Consider the following 22200-nt stretch of genomic DNA (forward strand, 5'->3'; position numbering starts at 1 on the left):
ACATTTCCATTCCGACAGCTACCGTGCACATTGTCGGCTTTTTCCAGCTTTTCTTCATAAGCTTTCTCCTCTTCGCTCTTTGCCTGAGATCAACAATTTGATCTCCTCCCGGCATCGTGCGCCCTCGGGCGCAAGCTCTGAAATTTGCGGCGTTACATCCGAACGCAATCGCACCTCACATTGTTCGACGACACCCTATCCCTTGATCTCGTTGCCGGCTTCATCGATCAGCGGCACCTGATACTGCAGGAGAATCCGATTTATCTCCGACTGGTTCTCCCTGATCACGGAATTCAAGGCGCGTTTCCACTCCTGATCGGAGGGACGGACTCCCATGGTGATACGATAGGACATATGGCTGACCTTCTCCTTGAGAAGCGGCACCACGACAAGATCCGGATTTATTTCCTTGACATAGTAGCCGGCCATCGGCCCCCAGAGAACGGCGACATCGATGACGTCGTTCTGAAGATCCTTCAACATCACCTCGGCCATGGACGGCATCGAGCGCGTATCCACCATCAGAGGATATGCCTTGGCATTCCGCATCAGGTTGGCCTTTGCCATGCTGGCGCTCGGCGGCGTTCCGGCGACAATGCCGAGCCGTTTGCCGGCCAGTCTGGGATCCTCTATGGCTTCTGCACCATCCAGGCCGCTACCCTTCTTGAAAACCATGACGTAGGTCGAGCGGTAGTAGGCATTGGTGTTCTGCACGAGTTCGTCACCTTGGGCGTAACCCATGATGATATCGCAGCGGTTGGCCCGCAGCGTGTTCCGGACGAAGCCGGTTGCCATCGGATACCATGTGTAGCTGACCGACTTGCGGCCAGTCTTCGCCGCAACAAGCTCCGCCAGCTTGTTTTCGAAACCTTCTCCGCTTTCATCCGTGAACGGCATGTTAGAAGGGTCGGCGCAGACACGCAGCACGTCCGGATCCACCAATTCGCCCGCGGCGCCGAGCCCGGCTGTCTGCGTGAACGCCGCTGTCGGGACAGCGGCAATCGCCGAGATCACGCAGAGTATATAAAGACCGCAGGATTTGCGTGCAGGCATATGTTCAGCTCCCCATGCACGATGCTTCTTGATCTTTGGCGGCCTGCGGCTTGTCAGCTTTCTTGGGAGGTCTGCCGCGCGGGATCCCATCGACGGCACGCGCTCGCAGATAAATGTAGATATCGTCCATATAGCAATAGACGTTCTTGTTGTTGCCGAAAGCGGGCATGACGTTTTCCTTGCCGCCGCCGACATTCTTACGCCCCTCGGCGACGATCGAAAGAAACGTCGCGTAATCCATCGTCTTCAACGAATTGACCAGCGCCGGAGCATAGCTGGAACCCATTCCGTCTGGTCCATGACAGGTGTGACAGTCCGAATGATAACGGCGATATCCACTGAACGTGTACCAGTCCACCGTCCCATCATCCTGAAGCTTGAACGTCGGGTTTCCATCGGCGTCAAAATACTTACCGTCTTCATCGGTAACAGCTGCGGCCTTTTGTTTGTCGTCAGCGGCAAAGGTGATGCTGGAGCTGATGACAATAGCCATAGCGATAACCGAGACTGTTTTGCAGACAGACATTCCTACCTCTTTCTCATTTCGCCACGAACACAGCTTGGCTGTCGCAATGCGGCGTTGACAGGTGGGTTGTGGGTTGCGTGGCGAAATCGAGAGCCCGCCAGGGAATTCCCGGTGATCCGGGCCCTCGTTTCTCTGCCTGCCGCCTCTTTAAGCGAGGTCGGCGTGCCTATGGTTCCCGTTTATCAATCCGGGAGGCCGAAGACGGTGAGCTGACCGCCCAGCGTCGTATAGTCGGCGAGAGCGGCATACCCGCCGACCGCGCCGAGACCTGCTGTTGAAATCGACTGCTGTTCATCGGTGGGCGCTTTCTGGCCGGCGACAGCCGTTTGCCAGGCAGCCGCGCCTTCGGCCTGGAGCAGACCACCTGCAAGGCCGATACCAGCCCAGCCGCCAACACCCGAAAGCACGGCGATATACTGTTTGCCGTTGTGCTCGAAGGTGTTGATGTTGCCGATGATCCCGGACGGCGTCTTGAACTTGTAGAGTTCGTTGCCGTCCTTATCGACAGCCTTGATGTAGCCTTCCAGCGTGCCGTAGAAGATGACATCGCCTTCGGTCGACAGCGCGCCTGACCACACCGAGAACTGCTCGGGCTTGGACCAGACGATCTCACCCTTGGCAGCGTCCCAGGCTATGAAGTTGCCCATGCCGCCATGGCTCTTGGGAGCCGGGTACATCGACACTGTCGCACCCACATAGGGCTGACCTGCCGTATAGCTTACCCTGTATGGCTCGTAATCCATGCAGACATGGTTGGTCGGCACGTAGAACAATCCGGTTTTCGGTGAGTAGGTAGCCGGCTGCTGGTCCTTGGTACCAAGCGCTGCCGGGCATACGCCCGTCGTGTTGGTATCCTCGCCGTTCTGCTGGGTCGAATACTGAGCCACGACCTGCGGACGCCCATACTGATCACTCTTCGGGTCCATCACGACTTCCGTCGCCCAGTTGACCACCGGATCGTATTTCTTGGCAACCAGCAACTCGCCGTTTCCGCGATCCAGCGTATAGGCAAAGCCATTACGATCGAAATGAACCAGTACATCCCGGGCTGCGCCGTTGATCTGCATCCCGTCGACGAGGATCATCTCGTTGACGCCATCGTAGTCCCATTCGTCATGCGGGGTCATCTGATAGACCCACTTCGCCATGCCGGTATCGGCGTCACGGGCGAAGATGGTCATCGACCATTTGTTGTCGCCGGGCCGCTGTACCGGGTTCCATGTCGAGGGATTGCCGGTTCCGTAGTAGACCAGGTTCAGCTTCGGATCGAAGGCGTACCAGCCCCAGGTCGTTCCACCGCCCTGCTTCCATTGCTCGCCTTCCCAGCTGCTGACGCCGGAGTCCTTGCCAACCGGTTTGCCGAGCTGGGTGGTCTTTTCACCATCCATCAGGGTTTCCGAGTCGGGCCCGGTCGAATAGGCCTTCCAGGCAACGGAGCCATCCTTCAGGTTATACGCGGTCACATGGCCGCGAACACCGAACTCGCCGCCCGATATGCCGACCAGAACCTTGTCCTTGAAGATCATCGGTGCGGATGTTCCACTCTCCCCCTTGCCGCCAGCGGTATCCTCGCCGTTCTTCGCCTGCCATGCGACTTTGCCCGTCTTGGCGTCGAGAGCGGTGACGGTCGTATCCGCTTGGTTGAGGATGATCTTGCCGTCGCCATAAGCAACGCCTCGGTTGACCGTATCGCAACACATGATCGGAATGACGTTCGGATCCTGCTTGGGCTCGTATTTCCAAAGGATCTTGCCGTCATTGTTGAGGTCGAGCGCATAGACTGTATTGGGGAACGGCGCATGAACGTACATGACGTCGCCGATCACCAGAGGTCCACCTTCATGACCGCGCAGCACGCCTGTCGAAAACGTCCACTTGACCTGAAGGTTCTTCACATTGTCCTTGTTGATCTGGTTCAATTTTGAATAGCGGGTGTTGGCATAATCACCCGTCGGAATCGCCCAGTTCTTGGAATCGGAGATCAACTTCTGGACTTCGTCATTGGCAAACACTCCTCCAGCCAACGACAAAGACACCGCAGTCGCCACTAATCCCGATTTTATGAAGTTTGCACGTACACGCATTTAGTCCTCCCGAAGTTCGCACAGGTGACTTATTGCGGCGGCGCCTGTTTCATAACAGAAGCCCGCGTCACCGGTTCAGCATGTGGGAAGTATTTCCGGCAGCGTGTCACGACCTAAGCCAGGCGCGCGGAGGGCACCGTTACCGCCCACCCGCTTGGCCTACGAAGACTGTCACCACTCCCTTGACGGCAACGTCCTTGAAGCCGGAAACAACCTAACCATAAGAGATAGAATTACTTTCCGCAAGCGTGTTTCTCAGCAATATTCGCTGCGACGCAACATATTATTCTGCGATGCAGCAATTTATATTCGGAAAATTATCCTATGTTACTGGATGTTGACGCGATTTTGGCATTATACTTAGGAAAGTATTTGCCCCTCTTGTCAGAGGCGACAACTGCGCTATACGGAAAGGACATCCCATGGTTACGCTTGCGAAGTTTCCCGTCGCGGTGTTCGCATCTGCAGCAATAGGTTTCGCAGTCCCAGTGGTAGCGGCGACCACCTATCCGACCAATGTCATCGCTGAGTATGTCTATGCCTGCATGAAGGCCAATGGTGAGAACCGGGCCACTCTCGATCGCTGCTCCTGTTCGATCGATGTCATCGAATCCATCATTCCCTACGACCGCTACGAGACAGCCGCTACATTCAGGCAAATGGGGTTGGTCGCTGGGGAAAACGGCGCATTGTTTCGCGAAAGCGCCCCTGCCAAAGCTGCAATAGCGGAACTGAAAAGGGCACAGGCCGAAGCGGATATACGCTGCTTCTAAGTCAGATAGCGGCCCGTGCCGGAAATTTCTCGTGGAACGAGCGCAGGATGTCGCTGCAAACTTGAGCATTTCTGGATTGCCGGGGAATGCGCACCAGAAACGAGCCCACGACATGGGATGGGCGTGGCGACAGTACAATGATCCGGTCGGCCAGCATGATAGCCTCGAGCAGGTTATGCGTCACCATCAAGACCGTCGTCGGACGCTCCGACCAAATTTCGAGCAGCAGACAACGGAGCTGCTGTGCGGTCGCTTCATCAAGGGAGACGAAGGGTTCGTCGAGAACCAGGAGATCGGGCTCAATTGCGAGCGCCCGGGCAAGAGCAGCGCGGCGTGCGAGCCCGAGCGAAAGTTCTCCGGGATAAAACGCGCGCATTCCTGACAGACCAAGCGCGTCGAACAAATGATCGAGGTTTTTGCCAGACAGGCTTCTCGGTAATCCCAGACGCACATTTTCCTCGACCGTACGCCAGGGCAGGAGTATGGGCTCCTGAAAAACCATGCCTATGCGCGGCTCCCTTTCTCCCGGCAGCTTTATGCGACCCTCAAAGGAATGGTCCAAGCCGAGGAGCAATCGCAGCGTCGTGGTCTTGCCACAGCCGGAAGGACCGACCAGGCAGACGAATTCGTTCCGCTCCACCGCAAAGTTCAGATCACGCAGGACTTCGATGCTGCCGCCTCTGGACGCCTCGAACGATTTGTGCCTGACTTCGATTTCAAGCTGCGCGTCTGCGCCAACGGGTTGAAGCGTGTTCAAGGGGCTGTACCAGGAGAAATTCGATGACTAGCATTACGCAGACGAAGGCCAGCGTATAGGCCAAGATGGAAGCGACGTCGAAAAGCTGAAAATAGAGATTGATCTGGAAACCGACACCATTCGACCGACCCAGAAGCTCTACGACGAGGACGATCTTCCAGATCAGCGAAATGCCGGAACGTGAGGCCGCAGCTAGATAAGGCTGCAGCTGCGGCAGCAGGACATGGCGCAATCGCGCGAGAGGCCCGAACTTGTAGACCTTTGCCATGTCCGTGTAATTCAGATCGAGCGCACGAGCCCCTTCCCTCATGGTGACGATCACATTCGGGATCTTGTTGAAGGCCACGGCGCCGATAGCAGCCACCTCATTCAGCCCGAACCAGATATAGGCAAGAACGATGATCACCAGTGCCGGGATGTTCAGGGAAAGGATGACCCAGGGATCGAGAAACCTGTCGGCGCGCGGATGGCTTCCGAGAAAGATGCCGATCGCCGAACCAATGACCATGGCGAGCAGGAATGAGACCGCTACGCGACCAAGAGTGATCGCCAGATGATAGGGGATCTCACCCCTCGCCGTCTCGCGGGCCATGGCGCGCAGGACGTCCAGCGGTGGCGGAAAGGCACGACTCGGCCACAGGGTCGCTGACAGATGCCACACTATGGCCAGAACGACGACCGATGCCACGACCGTCAGGAAAGGCCCGAAACTGCGTCTTCGTGCAGTCTTCTCCGTTTGCCCTTGCGACGATGAGACAAGAGAGGCCGAACCCACCTAATCCGCCCCCCAGAAGGTGCCCGGCATCAGTTCTTTCGACGGTCCGACGAGCTCTTCGCCACCGATCGTGGCCAGTACGGAATAAAGCGTTTCCGCGTCCTTTTCCGCTTCTGCGGGCGGGCGTTTGGGAATGCCTTCGCGATAGCGATCGCGCATGACCTTCTGTTCGCTTTCGTCACCCCGAAGCATCTGGGCAAGCATTTTCCACTCGTCATCGGAGCTTTCGAGCAGCGCCTTTGCATCGGCACTTGCCGCTACGAAGCCGTCGATCGCGGATGGATGAGCCTTGCCCCAGGCTTCGTGAAAGATATATCCCAGAGCAACGATCGGTCCGGAGGCGCCAAGCGCGGCGGCGGCCTCCTGTCCTCCAGTCAGTCTGCGAAATCCCTTCGCCTCCAATCGTGCGCAATAATTCCAGAAATTGAGGACCGCATCGAGCTCCCGCTGCTGCACTTTCTCCGTCAGCAGTGGGGGAGCACCGTAGACGATCGTGTTCGTCTTGGCCAAGTCCCTGGAATAATCCTTTTTCGCCATCGCCTGGATCAGAAGCCAGTTCTTGTCCAAAGGACCGCCCGCAACGCCTATCTTTTTATCGGTGAGATCGCCGAGGTTTTTGATCGGAGAGTCTGGCGGGACCATAACAGCGCCGACCGCCGTGGAATAGGGAACAAAGGTCAGGTCGATGCCTGTGGCGCGCTGCCGCGAAACCCACAACCAGTCCGAAACGATCACATCGACCGCTCCGGCCATCAACGCGACGTTCGTGGCGTCTTCACCGGCAAATTCCTGCACATCCACGGTGATCCCGTGTTTCTCGTCGAGCTTATGCCGTTTGATCGTATCGAGTTCCCAACTCACCGTACCGAATTTGAGAACGCCGACGCGAACGACCTCCGCGGCCGCGGCCTGCCCTATCGCCTGGGTAGAGAATGTCGCCAGCAACAATAATGCGATCTGAAATAATCGACCGATCCCGCCTCCCATAAGTCCGTCCTCCCATGCGCCGCATCCGACGTTCCGTTTCTAGATGTCCCGGCTCTGGGTCGGGTATTCGCACCGCCATCTGACAACACGCAGACGCGGATGTTCCGTAGACCACTTCGCAATCTGCGGGGGTGCCTGGAGCATACAGGTTGTCAGGCTTCCCCTATCCTCGAAATGGAGATGTTCCTCCCGACAGCTCAAAGGCTTGTCCGCAAGACAAATTGTCAAGATGAGTTCCATAAAAGGCATATTGCACCTTTCGACCCACGGGCTTGCCGCAGCCGTTCCTTCTGCTCAGGCGGCTGCATGCGCCGCCACCAGCCAATCACAGCCTCCTCCGGTGCCGGGAAGAGATAATGGGGAAGTTAGGAGCATCACGTCGGCCCGTCAATCACAACTTCCGATCAGTGCCATCCACGGCCGGCCCGATTGGCGTATCAAGGGTTGACTTACATTCGCTGGCAGGTAACTTTTTTGAATGGATCAAAAGTCCCTGTCGCCATTGCGCGAGAGGTCCAGCGATCCGAATGGCAGGTGCCACAGGAGGAATAGCGGCACTGCCTTCGTCAAAGGGCACCCTTGGCGAATGAGGAGATACCATGAAATATCAAATCCTTCTGATCGGCGTGTCAGTTGCGATCTTTTCTGCCTGCGGGGTCAATGCCCAGGAGGGCGATGCCAACGCAGGAGCAACGGTGTTCAACAAGTGCAAGGCCTGTCATGACGCCGAGACGGATAAGAATAAGGTAGGCCCGTCCTTGAATGGTGTGATCGGCAGGGTTGCCGGCACCCATGCCGGGTTTGCCTATTCCAAGGCGATGGTCGAAGCAGGCAAAGCCGGCCTCCAATGGGACGAGGCATCGTTGCGCGACTACCTTCACAATCCCAAGGCGAAGGTGAAAGGTACCAAGATGGCTTTTGCCGGCCTGAAGGACGAAGGCGAGATCAGCAATCTGCTCGCCTATCTCGAACAATTCTCGAAAAAGCAATGAAGCAAGGGGCTGCCGGTCTTCCCGGTAGCTCCATCATGCATTTCGCATCACCCGCAGTTGAACTCAGGCAGCCTGACGCGCCAGTGACCTATCCGCTTGCCGGCGGATCGCCTCGATATTGCCTGCATAGGCGGTTCTATCGTTACCCGCGAACACGGCGGAGCCGGCCACGAGGACATTCGCGCCGGCAGCCGAGACCAGCGGCGCGGTTTCAGGGGTAACTCCCCCGTCCACCTCGATATGGATCGGACGATCGCCGATCATTGCCGCGACGCGGCGTACTTTCTCCACAACGGCCGGAATGAAGGCCTGCCCACCGAAGCCTGGATTGACCGTCATCAGCAGGATAAGATCCAGCCGGTCGAGCACATATTCGATGGTGCTTTCGGGCGTCGACGGATTGAGCGACACACCAGCCTTCTTTCCCAGGCCACGGATCGCCTGAAGCGTCCGGTCGAGATGCGGACCGGCTTCGGCGTGAACCGTGATGACATCGCAGCCTGCATCCGCGAAGGCGGCGATATAGGGGTCCGCCGGCGCAATCATCAAATGGCAGTCGAAGACGGCGTTCGTGCGCTTGCGGATGGATCGGATGACCTGCGGCCCGAACGTGATGTTGGGCACGAAATGGCCATCCATGACATCGAGATGAATCCAGTCGGCGCCCGCCTTGACGACGTCTTCCACTTCCTCGCCCAGCCGGGAAAAATCCGCAGACAGGATGGAAGGTGCGATGATGGTTTTCCTGCTCATGATGCGGCCTCCTCTTGCATCGTCCCGCTGTTGAAAATGCGGCTTGCCCTGATGTCGGCGGCAACGATCGTCGACAGCGCATCGGCACCGATCGAGCCGTTGGACGTTTCGAACAGCCGGTTTGCCTGGCGCAGGCGCGCCCTGTCGAGCGCGTTGCGGATGGAGCGGGCATTGGCGAAATGCGGCTGGCGACGGCGCAGCGCGATATATTGCTCCATGGCGGCCCGCCCCGCGACGTCAAGACTGTAATTCTGCTTAGCGAGCATTACCTCTGCGATCCGTAGCAGCTCGCTATCCGTATAATCGGGAAAGTCGATATGATGGGCGATGCGCGAACGAAAGCCAGGATTGCTTTCGAAGAAGCGATCCATCCGGTCGGCATAGCCCGCCAGTATGACGACGAAATCCTCGCGCTGATGCTCCATGACCTGCAGGAGAATTTCGATCGCCTCCTGACCATAGTCACGCTCGTTTTCCTGCCGATAGAGATAATAGGCCTCGTCGATGAAGAGGACGCCACCCATCGCCTTTTTCAGGATTTCCTTCGTTTTCGGCGCGGTGTGGCCAATATATTGCCCCACCAGGTCGTCGCGGGTTACCGAAACCAGATGCCCCTTGCGGATATAGCCGAGGCGATGGAGCAGATCGGCCATGCGCAGCGCGACCGTGGTCTTGCCGGTTCCCGGATTGCCGCTGAAGCTCATGTGCAGGGTCGGCGTCTCATGGGCGAGACCGAGACGCTTTCGCGCACGCTCGACTAGGAGCAAGGCCGCGGTCTCCCTGATCCGCTGCTTGACCGGCGCAAGGCCGATGAGCGAGTTGTCCAACTCTTCCAGCACGTCCTTGACACCGGATTCGACATATTCCGCCCGCAAGTCGATGGTGGAAGGCACTTCGCCGTCGACCCCAGGTCTCATGGAAACCGCCTCAGCCATAGCGCTCTCCCGCCGGCTTGTCCGCCGCATAGGACCGGGTGGTGTAGCGGATGCTTCTGCCGCCCGCCTCCTGCCGCTCCAGCCGGAAGCCCGGCTCTGCCGCAGGACGGTTGACGATGAAGGAAAGGCGGACAGATTCCCATCCGTGGGTGCTGTCGAAAGCGACGAAACGGATATAGCGGTCGCCATAGACCTTGCGGCACTCCTTCAGCTCCATGATCAGCGCAGCCGCATCCGGATTGTCGAACATCGGGTGGCCCCACATGTCCCAATAGGTGTTACGGGGATGCGGATCATCCGTGAATTCGAGGCTCATCGCCCAACCCTTGTCGATACAATACTGGGCCTGCCTGGCGATCTGCTCGTCCGTCAGCGGCGGCAGGAACGAGAACGCTCCCTGAGTGATATGCATGTCGCTTCTCCTATTCTGCTGCGGTGGCTGTCGGAACAAAGTCCGGCGTGTCGGTCGAGGTGTAGTCGAAGGTCACGTCCTTCCAGACATCGAGCGCCTGCTGCAGCGGCTGGCAGTGGCGCGCGGCGTCGCGCAGGATCTGTGAGCCCTCGCGCAGGATATCCCTCCCCTCGTTACGGGCGAGCACCATGCATTCGAGCGCGACGCGGTTGGCCGTGGCGCCGGCGGCGATACCCATCGGATGCCCGATCGTACCACCGCCGAATTGCAGCACGACATCCTCGCCGAGGAGGTCCAGCAGCTGGTGCATCTGTCCGGCATGAATGCCACCGGAAGCGACCGGCATCATCCGGTTGAGCGACGCCCAGTGCTGGTCGAAGAAGATACCATTCTCCAGCCTCATCGGATTGAAGTCCTCGCGGCAGATGTCGTAGTAGCCACGGGTCGTCGCGGGATCGCCTTCCAGCTTGCCGACAACGGTGCCGGCATGGATGTGGTCGACGCCCGCAAGCCGCATCCATTTGGCGATGACGCGGAAAGACACGCCATGCGTCTTCTGCCGCGTATAGGTCGAATGGCCGGCGCGATGAAGATGCAGGATCATGTCGTTGCGACGCGCCCATTTCGCCATGGACTGGATCGCCGTGTAACCAATGACGAGATCGATCATGACAACCACCGAACCGAGCTCCCTGGCGAACTCGGCGCGCTCATACATGTCCTCCATGGTGGCGGCTGTGACGTTCAGATAGGTTCCCTTGACCTCACCGGTTTCGGCCTGGGCCTTGTTCACCGCCTCCATGCAATAGAGGAAACGTTCGCGCCAATGCATGAAGGGCTGCGAATTGATGTTCTCGTCGTCCTTGGTGAAATCGAGCCCACCCTTCAGCGCCTCATAGACGACGCGGCCGTAATTGCGCCCCGAAAGCCCAAGCTTCGGCTTCACGGTCGCGCCGAGCAGCGGGCGGCCGAACTTGTCCAGGCGTTCGCGCTCGACGACGATGCCGGTCGCAGGCCCCTGGAAAGTCTTCACATAGGCGACGGGGAACCGCATATCCTCCAGCCGCAACGCCTTCAGCGGCTTGAAGCCGAAAACGTTGCCGATGATCGAAGCGCTGAGGTTCGCGATTGAACCCGGCTCGAACAGGTCGAGGTCGTAGGCGATATAGGCGAAATACTGCCCTTCGCCATTCGGCACGGGATCAACCCGATACGCCTTTGCGCGGTATTTCTCGGTCGCCGTCAGGCGGTCCGTCCAGACCACCGTCCAGGTCGCCGTGGAGGATTCGCCCGCGACGGCCGCCGCCGCCTCGATAGGATCGACGCCATCCTGCGGGGTGATCCGGAAGAGCGCGATCACATCGGTATCTTTCGGTTCGTAGTCGGGCTCCCAATAGCCCATCTTTTTGTATTCCATCACGCCCGATCTGTAGCGCGCCGCGCCTTTGACGGTTTGGGATTTGCTGTCCATGGCTTGGTCCTTTCGTTGTCTTCCGGACCGCCGCTCAGGCGGCTTCCGCGGTTGTGATCTGCGGATCGAGCTCCCCGGCGGCATAGCGGCTCGCCATCTCGTCCAGGGGAATGACCTTGATTTTCGAGGCCCTGCCAGCCGTACCGAAACGTTCGAAACGGTCGCGGCAAAGGTTGCGCATTGCCTCCATCGCCGGCTTCAGGAACTTGCGCGGATCGAATTCCTCTGGATGTTCCGTCGCGATCCTTCGCAATTGCCCCGCCATCGCCATGCGGCAGTCGGTGTCGATATTGACCTTGCGGACCCCATGGCGGATGCCGCGCTCGATCTCCTCGACGGGAACGCCATAGGTTTGCGGCATCCGCCCTCCGAAACGGTTGATGATGTCCTGCATCTCCTGTGGCACCGAGGAGGAGCCGTGCATGACGAGATGCGTGTTCGGCAGCTTGCGGTGGATTTCCTCGATCACGTCCATCGCCAGGATGTCGCCGTCCGGCGCCCGCGTGAATTTATAGGCGCCGTGAGACGTGCCGCAGGCGATCGCCAGCGCATCGACACCCGTGCGGCCGACGAAATCGACCGCCTGATCGGGGTCTGTCAGCAGTTGGTCATGCGACAGGGTGCCTTCCGCGCCGTGACCGTCCTCGGCCGCTCCCGTGCCGCTCTCCAGGGAACCCAGAACACCGAGTTCCCCTTCCACCGATACGCCCACCCAATGGGCAATGCGGGCGACCCGTTCGGTGATCGCTACATTGTATTCATAGGAGGCAGGCGTTTTCGCATCCGCTGCGAGGGAGCCATCCATCATCACCGACGTGAAACCGTGGCGAATCGCCGTCATGCAGGTCGCCTCGTCACTGCCATGGTCCTGATGGACGCAGACGGGAATGGCCGGGTAGATCTCCGTCAGTGCTTCGATCATACGCGCCAGCATGATGTCCTTCGCGTAGGAGCGGGCTCCTTTCGACGCCTGAAGGATGACGGGCGCATCGCACGCCGCCGCCGCCTCCATCACCGCCAGCCCCTGTTCCATGTTGTTGATGTTGAAGGCCGGAACGCCATACCTGTATTCCGCCGCATGATCGAGCAGCTGTCGTAATGTAATGCGGGCCATTGGACCTGCTCCTTTCTACCGATCTGTCCGGTCTGTGCTCGATCCGCGAGCAACAAACTCAAGCGCTGCTTCCACGACGGCCTTGGCAGTGATGCCGAAATGTTCATAGAGCGCAGCGGCCGGAGCACTGGCACCGAAGCCGTTCATACCGATGAAGACGCCGTCTTCTCCGAGATACCGGTCCCAACCGAGACGCGCCGCCGCCTCTATGCCGATCCTGGGCGCCGTCCCCAGCACGGCCTTGCGGTATTCGGGCGATTGCTGTTCGAACAGCTCCCAGCAAGGCATTGAGACGACCGCGGCGGCAATGCCGTGTTCGGCCAGCAGCTTGTCGGCGGCAACGCAGGCAATTTCGACCTCGGAACCGGTCGCAAGGAGAGAAAGGGCGCGTGATTCCGAGGTCGCGCGCAGGATGTAAGCTCCGCGCGCAGAACGGTTTTCTTCGCTGTTTTCCGGACGAGCCATCGGCAGGTTCTGGCGCGACAGCACGATAAGACTCGGACGGTCGCGTTCCTTCAGCGCCTGCTCCCAGCACTCCGCCGTCTCGACGATGTCGCAGGGACGGAAGACGTTGAGGTTTGGCGTCGCGCGCAGCATCGCCAGATGCTCGATCGGCTGATGGGTCGGTCCGTCCTCGCCGAGGCCGATCGAGTCATGTGTCATGACGTAGACGACCTGCTGCCCCATCAGCGCCGACAGGCGGATTGCACCACGTGCATAATCGGAAAAGACGAGGAAGGTGCCGCCATAGGGAATGAAACCGCCATGCAGGGCGAGACCGTTCATCGCAGCCGACATCCCGTGTTCACGGATGCCGTAATGGATATAACGTCCGGCGTAACTCCCCGGCCTGATAGGTTCCATCCCTGCAGTCAGGGTGAGGTTGGAATGGGTAAGGTCCGCCGAACCACCGATCGTCAAATCCGTCGCGGCGTTGATGACGCCGAGCACCATTTCCGAAGCCTTGCGAGTGGCGACCTTCGTTGCCTTCGCCTGATGCTCCCGGCGAAATTCGGCAAGCGCGTCGAAAAGCAACGCCGGGATTTCCCGTTCGATCGTCCTGAGGAACGCCCGGCCTTCTGGAGCCGTGGCGACCCGGTTGAGCCATTTATGCCGTTCCATAGCCCCACGCACGGCAACTTCGCCCCAGCGATCCAGGATGGATTCGGGAATCCGGAACGGCGCATAAGGCCACTTCAGCTGCTGCCTTGCAGCAGCGACTTCGCTCTCGCCAAGCGGCGCTCCGTGGGTTTTCTCCGTGCCCTGAAGGTTCGGGGCGCCTTTGCCGATCACTGTCCGGCAGGAAATGAGAGACGGTTTGTCCGAACCCCTAGCCCGCGAAATTGCGCGACCGACCGCGTCGAAATCATGCCCGTCGATCTCTTGCACATCGAAGCCTGCAGCCTGAAAACGGGCAAGTTGGTTCATCGAGGTCGAGAGACTGGTGGGACCATCAATTGAGATCGAATTGTTATCCCACAGCACGATCAGCCGCGACAGCTTCAGGTGGCCGGCAAGGTCGATCGCCTCGTGGCTGATACCCTCCTGCAGACATCCATCGCCGGCGATGACATAGGTATAGTGATCGACGAGCGCATCGCCGTAACGCGCATTGGAAATGCGCTCGGCAAGCGCCATGCCGACGGCCGTGGCGATGCCCTGGCCCAATGGCCCCGTCGTGGTCTCGATGCCGAGCGTATGCCCAAATTCGGGATGGCCGGCGGTGGTGGCGCCCAACTGGCGGAACCGCTGCAACTCCTCGATGGTCATATCCTCATAGCCGATCAGGTAATGAAGCGCATATTGCAGCATCGAGCCATGGCCGGCCGAAAGAACAAAGCGGTCGCGATCGGGCCATTTGGGATCGGAGGGATCGATCTTGATGAAGCGGCCGAATAGGACAGTGGCGACATCAGCCATGCCCATAGGCATGCCCGGATGGCCGGAGTTGGCTTTTTGAACAGCATCCATGGCAAGCGCCCTGATAGCATTCGCCATGTCCTGTTCCGTTACGATATCGGACTCGACTATGTCCTGCGGCTGAAGTTGCGTGTTCATCGCTTTCATCCTCACGAGGCTCGGTTCTTGCGTTCAATCAGTTGCATGATCAGAGGTGTCAGGATCAGCTGCATCGCGAGATCGAGCTTGTTTCCAGGCACCACGATGGAATTGGCGCGCGACATGAACGAGTCGTGGATCATCGACAGCAGATACGGGAAATCGATGCCACGCGGTCTCGCGAAGCGGATCACCAGCATCGATTCGTCAGGGGTCGGAATCCAGCGCGCGATGAACGGATTGGACGTGTCGACGATTGGCACTCGCTGGAAATTGATGTCGGTCAGCGTGAACTGCGGCGTGATATAGCGGACATAGTCCGGCATGCGCCGCAGGATGACGTCCATGACCGCCTCAGTCGAATAGCCGCGCGCTTCGCGATCGCGATGGATCTTCTGTATCCATTCAAGATTGATGACGGGCACGACGCCGATCTTCAGATCGGCGTGGCGGGCGAGATTGACCTTGTCCGTCACCGCGCAGCCGTGCAGCCCCTCGTAGAAAAGCAGGTCGCTTTGCGGAAAATCGCGCCATTCCGTGAAGCTCCCCGGCGGAACATTGTGGTGTGTGGCCTCCTGTTCGTCGTGGATGTAGGTGCGGGTGCGGCCTGTGCCGTACCGGCCATATTCCTCGAAGACGGATTCGAGGATTTCCAACTCGTTGGCTTCCGCATGGAAATGCGTGAAATTCGGGTTGCCGTTCCTCTCCTCCTCGGCGACCTTTTCCTTCATGGCCTGCCGGTCGTAGCGGTGAAATGCGTCCCCTTCGATGAAGGCCGCTTCGATTTGCTCGCGCCGGAAAATCTGCTCGAAAATGCGCTTGACCGAGGTGGTTCCCGCGCCCGACGATCCGGTAATCGAAATAATGGGATGTCTTGCCGACATTGCCGCGTCCTCCTGATCAGGCTCTGAAAAGGCCGCGATTGCTGAAAAGCGGCGCCCGTTCAGCGATGTTGCTGGGCTCGGTATGGTAGCGGCCGACGCGAGCCACCTCTCGAGCTGAGCCGAAGACCAGCGGAACACGCTGGTGCAGTGCCGTTGGCGTCAGGTCCAGAATGCGGTTGATCGTGTCGGTGGCGGCTCCGCCGGCCTGTTCGATGAGAAAGGCGATCGGGTTGGCTTCATAGATCAGCCGCAGCCGGCCCTCCCCGTAGCCTCTACGCCGGTCGCCGGGATAAAGGTAAACGCCGCCGCGTATGAGGATGCGGTAGGCATCGGCTGCAACCGCCGCGATCCAGCGCATGTTGAACTCCTTTTCGCGCGGGCCTTCAATCCCTTTCAGACAGTCATCGACGTAGAGCCGGACGGCCTCGTCCCAATGACGATAGTTGGCCGCGTTGATCGCAAATTCCTGCGTCCGCGGCGGGATGACCAGGCTTTCACAAGCCTGGACGAACACGCCGAGCTGCGCGGAAAAAACAAAGACATGGGTGCCGCTCCCGACGCTGAGGACCAGCGCAAGCTGCGGGCCGTAGATGAAAAAGCCGGCGGCGAGCTGGGCGTCTCCCGGGTGGAAGAAGGAGGCGTTCGGCTCGCCGACCGGATCACCAGCCGCTGGGAGGATGGAGAAGATGGTCCCGATCGAAACATTGATGTCGATATTCGAGGAGCCGTCCAGTGGATCGATGGCAATCGCGAGTGGGGCCCTCGGGTCAAGAAGAGCAGCCTCTTCAAGCTCTTCGGAAGCGTAGAGGCAGACGGGCGCCCGCCGCATCGCCTCGATAAACAGGGCATCGGCCAGAACGTCGAGTTCCTTCGGGACATCACCGCCGGGGCCGACATTGTCGCACTCCCGGGAAAAGGCTGTGCCAAGGGCACCCTGGTTGATGGTCCTGCCGAGCGTGACCGCTGCCGTAGCCAGCTGCCGGATCGTCGACGCGGCAGCTTCTGCGAATGGCGCACCACCCGCGACATGGGAATTCAAAAAGGCATCTAGCGTCGACGAAGTCATGGCTTACCCTCCCTGCCCGCTCACTGCCTTCCTGGGCATGGCGGTATCGAACCAAAAAACTTGGATTAAGTAAAATTTATTCCATTTACCTTCTGGATAAATTTTATTAATCTTCATTTATGAGAAATCTGACGCTCAGACATCTGCGCGCGGCGCAGGAGATAGCGAGACACGGAACGATCGTCCGGGCGGCCAACACGCTTGGCCTCACTCCGCCGGCGATCACCATCCAGCTGAAGCAGATCGAGGAGGATGCCGGCGTCATCCTCTTCGACCGGACAAACGATGGACTACGCCCAACAGCCGCGGGCCTTGCCTTCATCGATGCAGCCCAGATGATCGAAGAAAGGCTGCGCCAGCTGGACGACGAGATCGATGCCATCAAGGGCGTGCGCGCCGGCACGCTGGCACTCGGCGTCGTCTCGACCGCGAAATATTTCGCGCCCCGCCTGATGGCCACCTTCAAGAATACCCATCCGGACATCGCCGTCTCGCTGACGATCGGCAACCGGGCGGAGATCATCGCCAAGCTGAAGAATCATGACGTCGACATCGCCCTGATGGGGCGCTCGCCCAGCGATATGCCGCTGCACTCCGTGGTGTTCGGCGATCATCCGCTGGTGATGATCGCACCGCCGGATCATCCCCTGGCAAAGAGGCGTGACATTACCAAGGAAGAGATCGCCAGAGAGCACTTCCTCATTCGCGAGCCAGGATCGGGCACGCGCATCTCGCTCGAAATCTTTCTCGGAGAAATCCCAGGAAAGCTGGAGGATCTGGGTACTGAAATGTCGTCGAACGAGACTATAAAACAGGCCGTCATGGCAGGGCTCGGCATCGCCTTCATCTCCGCTCATACCATCGCCATGGAACTGGAGTTCGGAAAGCTCGTTACGCTGGACGTCATCGGCATGCCGATCCGCAGGCAGTGGTTTTCGGTAACGCGGACAGACAGGACCATTTCCCCGGCGATGAATGCCTTTCAGGTTTTTCTGCGGCAGAGAGGGGCTCAATGCCTGCCCTTCTTCAACAAGCTCTATCCTATGCAGCAGGAGCCGGGTTGAATATCTTCGGTCGATCTCAAGCCGGGCAGCCACGGCTCACCCTCGCGGAAACATGATTTCACCCTTGCCCAGAACGGCATTGTCACCTCCCAAACGGGTGGGTTTTGCGCCAAGCAGCGGCCGGTCGAGGATCTTTTCCTCCATCAGATAACGATCGAACAGCGCCTGAAAGGCGATATCGACCCGGCCGCAATCCAGGAATGTGGGTGAAAGGTCGGCCGGCCGCCGGTCGAACAGGAGCGAGCCGCGCTTCATCAGGTGGCCCGGATAGTGGCCGACCCGGCCGGCAACGACAATCGTGCCGGCAACCATGTTGAGGCCTGCATAGTCGCCGCAGCCTTTCAGGAGCGCTATGATGCCGCGCCGCATCCTCTCGCCGGAGCGATGCCCTGCCTTGCCGCGCACGATGATGAGACCGCCGGTCATGCCGTGGATTTCCCCTGCCATCGGCCCGCCGACCCCCTCGCCTGCATCGCCATTGATCTCGATGCGTCCATTCTTAAGGCCGGACCCAGCCTGCAATCCGGCTTTGCCCTCGATCACAAGTGTACCACCGGCCATGCGGCGGCCGGCACGGGCACCGACATCCCCGTCAACGCGGATGTGCCCTGTCTTCATTTCCGCGCCGACAAAATCGAACCGCCCGCTGCCTCCGGCAAAGACGATATTGGCGGCATCGGTACCGGTAATCTTGAAGATATCTCCGACGATGGCGGGACTCCGACTGGTGCCGATCGACAATCCCGCGATTTCGACCACCGGCATGCCGCCGAGCCGGTCGGGGATCAGGCCGGACAGGTCAAGCCTTTCCTCCGGCTCGGAGCGAAGCGTGAAGGTCAGCGGCTTCATGGCATGAGATCCTTCAGATGGTAATGGAACTTGCCGAGCTTGCCGCCGTAGTTTCCCGCGCTGATGCGCAACGCACCGCGCTTGGGCCCGAAATCGATGACGGCCTTCAGCCCGGCCCGCATCGCGGCGTTCACTGCGTCGTTGTTCTCACCATCGATCACGATCTCCAGGACCGCATTAATCTCCGGGCCAAGCGCACTCTTGACCACACCGCGCAGCGTCGGCGCGTAGGCATCGTTGGTCGAAGCCATCATGCCCTTGTACTTGCCGCCAACCTTCGAGCCGGACCGCACGATGCCGCCCGGAAAGGGCATGATCGCACCCGGAACCTTTTCGATCGCCGCCACGGCCCGCTCGGCGGCGGCCAGCGCCTTTTCGGCATCCGCGGCGAGAAGCAGAAAGTTCCCGCCGCCGACCGCATCCTTGGTCAAGCCGGTCTTCGCCTCGCAAAGAAATTCGCCGTCCATGACCGGCACCCGCCAATAATGCCTGCCGCCGAACTTCTTCGAGATCTGCCAACCATCCCCGAAGTAGCGCAGCGACGAGCCGAGATCGAGGGAGGCGCTACCTTTGAGGCTCGCGAAGCAGGCGCTGCCGGGCGACGTCAGAACGCACTGGCCGAGCCTCGTCTTCAACTGCTTCTGCAACTCGTCGGTACTCATCGCGAAGATCATCACCCGGCAGCCGGGACGCCCGTCCGGCGTCTCCGATGCCGGAATGTCGATATCGATCGCCGCTTCGCAACCGCAACCGATGACGGAGGTCGCAAAGCCCGTCATGGTGATGGCCGCCTGACGCGCCCATTTCAGGGTCGGCGCCGTGATGATGATCGCGGTTGCCCGCATGCCGAACGCTTCCGCGAACGTGTCATCGATCACAATGCCATTACGGATCAGCTCCTGCATGCGACCTCCGCAAATGGGTTCTCGCGAGAAATCGCCGAATCCGGGAAAGTGAACCAATCGAGCGACAGCCCGTAGCGGTCCTCGTGATAAGCTTGCATACGTTTGACGATCCCTTTGTCGGACGGCGGATTGAGCCGCAGCGCCCTTCCCCAGCGATAGTGCGTGACCACGCCGTCCCGAACGACCAGATCGCCGTTCTTGAACACCAATGCGGCGTCGCGGAACATCTTCTGGATGTCCTGGCCTTTCCGGTAGACGGCAATATCCGCGATCGCGCCGGGACCGAGATGACCGCGATCATCAAGCCCGAGCAGTTTGGCGGGCGCTCCTCTCGTCATAACGGCGACCTCATCAAGCGTATACTCGCGCGAGATCGAGGCAAGCGTGGTCAGTTCCAGCGCGGACTGGTCGAGTTCTGCCATCTTCGCGTTGCGGGCATCGCGGCGCATCAACAGCTCGAACAGTTCCGGATAGGCTGTGAAGGGGGCACCGTTCGGATGATCGGTGGTAAAGAAGACACGCCAGGGGTCGTCGATCAGCAGGAAAAGCTCCAGCCCCACCGCCCATTGCAGCGAACCATAATAATCCTGGCGATAGCGATAGGGCACGATACCGCCGCCATTGCCGTCACCATCGAAGAGAACGGACTTTTTCGGACTGGCGGTCCGCATTCCGGAATATTGCCTTATGACGTCGGCCGAAATCGTCACGGTCTGCCCGAACATCACCTGGCCGACATCGATCGTCACGTCCGGATTGCCGTTGACCAGTTCGGCAAGACGGGCGGCCTCGGACGAGAATCCGCGTCTGCCCTCGGTCCCATAGCCATAGAACTGCAGGTGCGCGAGATGGAGCGGCCGACCATTTGACGCGCCGATTGTCTCAGCGGCCGTCGCCGCATTTCCCGCAATTCCAAGGTTGTTGGCATGAACATGGAGGGGATGGGGAATACCCAGACGACCGACCGAGGCCTGCAGCACCTCCACGATCCTGCGGGAACTGACGCCGTAGGAGGGGACGACGTCGTCGAAGGAGAAAGTGCGGATGTTCTCCTTGAAGGCGGCCGAGGCGCCGGCATTGATAACCTTCACGCCAAGCGCCCTCGATCTCGATACGGTCCAGGCCACATAGTCGTCGATCATCGCCGACGAGGCATTGTCCCGGATCATCGACAAGAGAAAATCGTCATTGCCCAGGATCGTAAGCGTCGCCTTGTCGATGATCGGAATGTCGGCAAGCTCCATATGGGTATGAAGCGCGTTCGACGGCGACATGGCCGGTTCGACCACGGTCGTGAACCCCATCTGCGCGTAGAGGCACCCCGTCCGGAACGTCGACCATCCAGCATTCGAAAGCGGCGTATGTTGCGGCCGCTTGAGATGCGCGGCGTGTTGTTCCGGTAACAGAAGACGCGCAGTATTCACATTGCCGCCGCCAATATGGGAATGAATGTCTATCGCCCCGGCCATGACGAAGCAGCCTGAAAGGTCATAGGTCTTGTCCGCCCTCTTGGAGACGGGTTTCTCTACGATGATGCCGCCCTTGATCCAGACATCGCGCTTGCCCGCCAAGCCGTTGACCGGATCGATCACTTCTCCCCCTGCAAGACGGATCAGCATGAGGCCACGTCCTCACCCTGCAAAGCATGCTGAAGCTGCTCGACGATCACGTAAACACTGGGAAGATCGGACGGCGCTTTTGCCACAGCGGACCTCAAGGTTCCGATGCGGCTCGAATAAACCACGCCATCATGGTCGAGACCCGCTTTGCCGATGCGAACAGTAACCGCTGCGCCGGCTACCGGCCGGTCGCTTCTCGTCAGCACGATCGTCGGCAGGCCGCTACGCCTCGGCGGATCCACCTCGTCACGCTCCGAGACCCATAGATGCAGATCCGCCTCCTCTCCGGCTATCATCCGGTCCACATCACAAAGCCATGGGTCATAAACTGGCGAACCGGTCGAAAAGCCGGTTCGCGGCGGAAATCCCGTCATCCAGGTCGAGGTGAGGACCATGCCCCAGGCGTCGTCGTCGGAAGGCAGGAAAAGAGCCGTCGCACGCCGTTTTTTATTGATGTCGATGAGCATGCCCTGCAGCATCGTGAGGCTGGCGGCATCTCCGAAATGGGAGAAGACGAAAACGGGAAAATCCGCGTTCGCCACCGTCCCCAGAAAGGCGTCGATATTGTCGAGCACAACGGATGCTTTTCTCGCAGCCAGTGATGCTCTGAGAACCCCAAGCACCGCATCGATGGGAAGATCGGACGAACCGGCGTCGACAGCTTTCGCCCGTCGCTGCAATTTGCCGCTCAGGGCCAAAGTTGCCTTCCCCCTGATATGAAACCAGCGGCGCTTGCCAGACCGAGGCAGGTCCGGCGTCGTGGCCGCAAGAGAAAGAAGCAGATCGTGATGAACGGCCGGAACATCTCCGACGACGACAATCACATCGGCGCGACGCTGTACTTCCGTCGCCGTCGCAAAGAACCCGCCAATATCCGTATGCAGGGCGACCTGATGAACGAGATCGCGACCGTTCACATGGTCATAGGTCGCCCCGACCTGCTCTGCCAACGCTATCAGGCTGCGGCATCCATGGATATCCGAATCGAGGGAAAATACCGGGCAGCGGCTTTTTGCCAGAAGCTTTGCCGCCTGCTCGATTGCTGTCGGCAAAGGAACTGTTCGGCTGCCGATCCATGCAACCATCACACTCCGAAACTTTCTGGTGCCGACCTGAATTTATC

General features: G+C 59.4%; 21 protein-coding genes. 3 read left to right on the plus strand and 18 right to left on the minus strand.

Annotation, left to right across the window (positions count from 1 at the left end):
* Nucleotides 1-195: 195 nt before the first annotated feature.
* The 3 genes from J2046_RS05720 to J2046_RS05730 all read right to left on the minus strand — a co-directional run bounded on the left by J2046_RS05720 (nucleotide 196) and on the right by J2046_RS05730 (nucleotide 3663).
* Nucleotides 196-1053 (minus strand): substrate-binding domain-containing protein, encoded by an 858-nt coding sequence (locus J2046_RS05720; protein ID WP_210050181.1) that lies wholly within the window; start codon nucleotides 1051-1053, stop codon nucleotides 196-198.
* Nucleotides 1054-1057: 4 nt separating this feature from the next.
* The gene (locus J2046_RS05725) at nucleotides 1058-1546 is read right to left on the minus strand and encodes a c-type cytochrome, methanol metabolism-related (protein WP_233469553.1); all 489 of its coding nucleotides are present in this window, start codon (nucleotides 1544-1546) and stop codon (nucleotides 1058-1060) included.
* A gap of 215 nt (nucleotides 1547-1761) precedes the next feature.
* A complete protein-coding gene (locus J2046_RS05730; protein ID WP_210050183.1) occupies nucleotides 1762-3663 on the minus strand; it encodes a methanol/ethanol family PQQ-dependent dehydrogenase in 1902 nt (633 codons plus the stop codon).
* A gap of 422 nt (nucleotides 3664-4085) precedes the next feature.
* On the opposite strand from J2046_RS05730, the gene J2046_RS05735 reads away from it, so the two are divergent.
* The gene (locus tag J2046_RS05735; RefSeq protein ID WP_210050184.1) at nucleotides 4086-4436 is read left to right on the plus strand and encodes a hypothetical protein; all 351 of its coding nucleotides are present in this window, start codon (nucleotides 4086-4088) and stop codon (nucleotides 4434-4436) included.
* 1 nt (nucleotide 4437) lies between these two features.
* On the opposite strand, the gene J2046_RS05740 is transcribed toward J2046_RS05735, so the two are convergent.
* The 3 genes from J2046_RS05740 to J2046_RS05750 all read right to left on the minus strand — a co-directional run bounded on the left by J2046_RS05740 (nucleotide 4438) and on the right by J2046_RS05750 (nucleotide 6955).
* Nucleotides 4438-5193: an ABC transporter ATP-binding protein gene (locus tag J2046_RS05740; RefSeq protein ID WP_210050185.1), complete on the minus strand. Its 756-nt coding sequence runs from the start codon at nucleotides 5191-5193 to the stop codon at nucleotides 4438-4440.
* Nucleotides 5153-5890, minus strand: a complete 738-nt coding sequence (locus tag J2046_RS05745) for an ABC transporter permease (protein WP_210050317.1) — start codon at nucleotides 5888-5890, stop codon at nucleotides 5153-5155. The genes J2046_RS05740 and J2046_RS05745 overlap by 41 nt, the downstream gene beginning before the upstream one ends.
* A gap of 78 nt (nucleotides 5891-5968) precedes the next feature.
* Nucleotides 5969-6955 carry an ABC transporter substrate-binding protein gene (locus tag J2046_RS05750; protein WP_210050186.1) on the minus strand — a complete coding sequence of 329 codons (987 nt, stop codon included), beginning with the start codon at nucleotides 6953-6955 and terminating at the stop codon, nucleotides 5969-5971.
* Nucleotides 6956-7554: 599 nt separating this feature from the next.
* Here J2046_RS05750 and J2046_RS05755 point away from each other — a divergent pair.
* A complete protein-coding gene (locus J2046_RS05755) occupies nucleotides 7555-7947 on the plus strand; it encodes a c-type cytochrome (RefSeq protein WP_210050187.1) in 393 nt (130 codons plus the stop codon).
* A gap of 63 nt (nucleotides 7948-8010) precedes the next feature.
* Here the strand turns inward: J2046_RS05755 and rpe are convergent, their stop codons facing one another.
* Genes rpe through J2046_RS05795 form a run of 8 tightly spaced genes read right to left on the minus strand, consistent with a single transcriptional unit; the run spans nucleotide 8011 to nucleotide 16640 of the window.
* On the minus strand, nucleotides 8011-8700 hold the full coding sequence (gene rpe / locus J2046_RS05760; RefSeq protein WP_210050189.1) for a ribulose-phosphate 3-epimerase: 690 nt from the start codon (nucleotides 8698-8700) through the stop codon (nucleotides 8011-8013).
* Entirely contained in the window at nucleotides 8697-9635 is a 939-nt protein-coding gene (gene cbbX / locus J2046_RS05765) for a CbbX protein (protein WP_233469555.1), read from the minus strand. The genes rpe and cbbX overlap by 4 nt, the downstream gene beginning before the upstream one ends.
* Nucleotides 9628-10047, minus strand: a complete 420-nt coding sequence (locus J2046_RS05770; protein WP_037153163.1) for a ribulose bisphosphate carboxylase small subunit — start codon at nucleotides 10045-10047, stop codon at nucleotides 9628-9630. Before J2046_RS05770 ends, cbbX begins: the two co-directional genes overlap by 8 nt.
* 10 nt (nucleotides 10048-10057) lie before the next feature.
* Complete coding sequence (locus J2046_RS05775; protein WP_210050190.1) at nucleotides 10058-11518, minus strand: form I ribulose bisphosphate carboxylase large subunit; 1461 nt, start codon at nucleotides 11516-11518, stop codon at nucleotides 10058-10060.
* A 34-nt stretch (nucleotides 11519-11552) separates the two neighbouring features.
* Nucleotides 11553-12632: a class II fructose-bisphosphate aldolase gene (gene fba, locus J2046_RS05780; RefSeq protein ID WP_210050192.1), complete on the minus strand. Its 1080-nt coding sequence runs from the start codon at nucleotides 12630-12632 to the stop codon at nucleotides 11553-11555.
* Between the two features lie 15 nt (nucleotides 12633-12647).
* A complete protein-coding gene (tkt, locus tag J2046_RS05785) occupies nucleotides 12648-14690 on the minus strand; it encodes a transketolase (protein WP_210050193.1) in 2043 nt (680 codons plus the stop codon).
* Nucleotides 14691-14701: 11 nt separating this feature from the next.
* On the minus strand, nucleotides 14702-15574 hold the full coding sequence (locus J2046_RS05790; RefSeq protein WP_210050195.1) for a phosphoribulokinase: 873 nt from the start codon (nucleotides 15572-15574) through the stop codon (nucleotides 14702-14704).
* Nucleotides 15575-15590: 16 nt separating this feature from the next.
* Nucleotides 15591-16640, minus strand: coding sequence for a class 1 fructose-bisphosphatase (locus J2046_RS05795; RefSeq protein ID WP_210050196.1), 1050 nt, complete (start codon nucleotides 16638-16640; stop codon nucleotides 15591-15593).
* Nucleotides 16641-16759: 119 nt separating this feature from the next.
* On the opposite strand from J2046_RS05795, the gene J2046_RS05800 reads away from it, so the two are divergent.
* The gene (locus tag J2046_RS05800; RefSeq protein ID WP_210050198.1) at nucleotides 16760-17704 is read left to right on the plus strand and encodes a LysR family transcriptional regulator; all 945 of its coding nucleotides are present in this window, start codon (nucleotides 16760-16762) and stop codon (nucleotides 17702-17704) included.
* A 36-nt stretch (nucleotides 17705-17740) separates the two neighbouring features.
* Here J2046_RS05800 and J2046_RS05805 read toward each other — a convergent pair whose 3' ends face one another.
* Genes J2046_RS05805 through J2046_RS05820 form a run of 4 tightly spaced genes read right to left on the minus strand, consistent with a single transcriptional unit; the run spans nucleotide 17741 to nucleotide 22162 of the window.
* On the minus strand, nucleotides 17741-18553 hold the full coding sequence (locus J2046_RS05805; RefSeq protein WP_210050200.1) for a formylmethanofuran dehydrogenase subunit C: 813 nt from the start codon (nucleotides 18551-18553) through the stop codon (nucleotides 17741-17743).
* The gene (gene fhcD / locus J2046_RS05810) at nucleotides 18550-19458 is read right to left on the minus strand and encodes a formylmethanofuran--tetrahydromethanopterin N-formyltransferase (RefSeq protein ID WP_210050201.1); all 909 of its coding nucleotides are present in this window, start codon (nucleotides 19456-19458) and stop codon (nucleotides 18550-18552) included. Before fhcD ends, J2046_RS05805 begins: the two co-directional genes overlap by 4 nt.
* Nucleotides 19446-21077: a formylmethanofuran dehydrogenase subunit A gene (locus J2046_RS05815; protein ID WP_210050203.1), complete on the minus strand. Its 1632-nt coding sequence runs from the start codon at nucleotides 21075-21077 to the stop codon at nucleotides 19446-19448. The genes fhcD and J2046_RS05815 overlap by 13 nt, the downstream gene beginning before the upstream one ends.
* The gene (locus tag J2046_RS05820; protein ID WP_210050204.1) at nucleotides 21071-22162 is read right to left on the minus strand and encodes a molybdopterin-binding domain-containing protein; all 1092 of its coding nucleotides are present in this window, start codon (nucleotides 22160-22162) and stop codon (nucleotides 21071-21073) included. Before J2046_RS05820 ends, J2046_RS05815 begins: the two co-directional genes overlap by 7 nt.
* Between the last annotated feature and the right edge of the window lie 38 nt (nucleotides 22163-22200).

This window comes from Neorhizobium petrolearium (assembly GCF_017873175.1).
In the GTDB taxonomy this organism is placed as follows: Bacteria; Pseudomonadota; Alphaproteobacteria; order Rhizobiales; family Rhizobiaceae; genus Neorhizobium; species Neorhizobium petrolearium.

Excerpts from the sequence above, each read along its gene's own strand:
- cbbX (WP_233469555.1), bottom strand. The coding sequence starts at position 9,635 with ATGGCTGAGGCGGTTTCCATGAGACCTGGGGTCGACGGCGAAGTGCCT.
- J2046_RS05735 (WP_210050184.1), top strand. The coding sequence starts at position 4,086 with ATGGTTACGCTTGCGAAGTTTCCCGTCGCGGTGTTCGCATCTGCAGCA.
- fhcD (WP_210050201.1), bottom strand. The coding sequence starts at position 19,458 with ATGCAGGAGCTGATCCGTAATGGCATTGTGATCGATGACACGTTCGCG.
- fba (WP_210050192.1), bottom strand. The coding sequence starts at position 12,632 with ATGGCCCGCATTACATTACGACAGCTGCTCGATCATGCGGCGGAATAC.
- J2046_RS05805 (WP_210050200.1), bottom strand. The coding sequence starts at position 18,553 with ATGAAGCCGCTGACCTTCACGCTTCGCTCCGAGCCGGAGGAAAGGCTT.
- J2046_RS05730 (WP_210050183.1), bottom strand. The coding sequence starts at position 3,663 with ATGCGTGTACGTGCAAACTTCATAAAATCGGGATTAGTGGCGACTGCG.
- J2046_RS05795 (WP_210050196.1), bottom strand. The coding sequence starts at position 16,640 with ATGACTTCGTCGACGCTAGATGCCTTTTTGAATTCCCATGTCGCGGGT.
- J2046_RS05775 (WP_210050190.1), bottom strand. The coding sequence starts at position 11,518 with ATGGACAGCAAATCCCAAACCGTCAAAGGCGCGGCGCGCTACAGATCG.
- J2046_RS05790 (WP_210050195.1), bottom strand. The coding sequence starts at position 15,574 with ATGTCGGCAAGACATCCCATTATTTCGATTACCGGATCGTCGGGCGCG.
- J2046_RS05755 (WP_210050187.1), top strand. The coding sequence starts at position 7,555 with ATGAAATATCAAATCCTTCTGATCGGCGTGTCAGTTGCGATCTTTTCT.
- J2046_RS05750 (WP_210050186.1), bottom strand. The coding sequence starts at position 6,955 with ATGGGAGGCGGGATCGGTCGATTATTTCAGATCGCATTATTGTTGCTG.
- J2046_RS05820 (WP_210050204.1), bottom strand. The coding sequence starts at position 22,162 with ATGGTTGCATGGATCGGCAGCCGAACAGTTCCTTTGCCGACAGCAATC.
- rpe (WP_210050189.1), bottom strand. The coding sequence starts at position 8,700 with ATGAGCAGGAAAACCATCATCGCACCTTCCATCCTGTCTGCGGATTTT.
- J2046_RS05720 (WP_210050181.1), bottom strand. The coding sequence starts at position 1,053 with ATGCCTGCACGCAAATCCTGCGGTCTTTATATACTCTGCGTGATCTCG.
- J2046_RS05815 (WP_210050203.1), bottom strand. The coding sequence starts at position 21,077 with ATGCTGATCCGTCTTGCAGGGGGAGAAGTGATCGATCCGGTCAACGGC.
- tkt (WP_210050193.1), bottom strand. The coding sequence starts at position 14,690 with ATGAACACGCAACTTCAGCCGCAGGACATAGTCGAGTCCGATATCGTA.
- J2046_RS05725 (WP_233469553.1), bottom strand. The coding sequence starts at position 1,546 with ATGGCTATTGTCATCAGCTCCAGCATCACCTTTGCCGCTGACGACAAA.
- J2046_RS05800 (WP_210050198.1), top strand. The coding sequence starts at position 16,760 with ATGAGAAATCTGACGCTCAGACATCTGCGCGCGGCGCAGGAGATAGCG.
- J2046_RS05770 (WP_037153163.1), bottom strand. The coding sequence starts at position 10,047 with ATGCATATCACTCAGGGAGCGTTCTCGTTCCTGCCGCCGCTGACGGAC.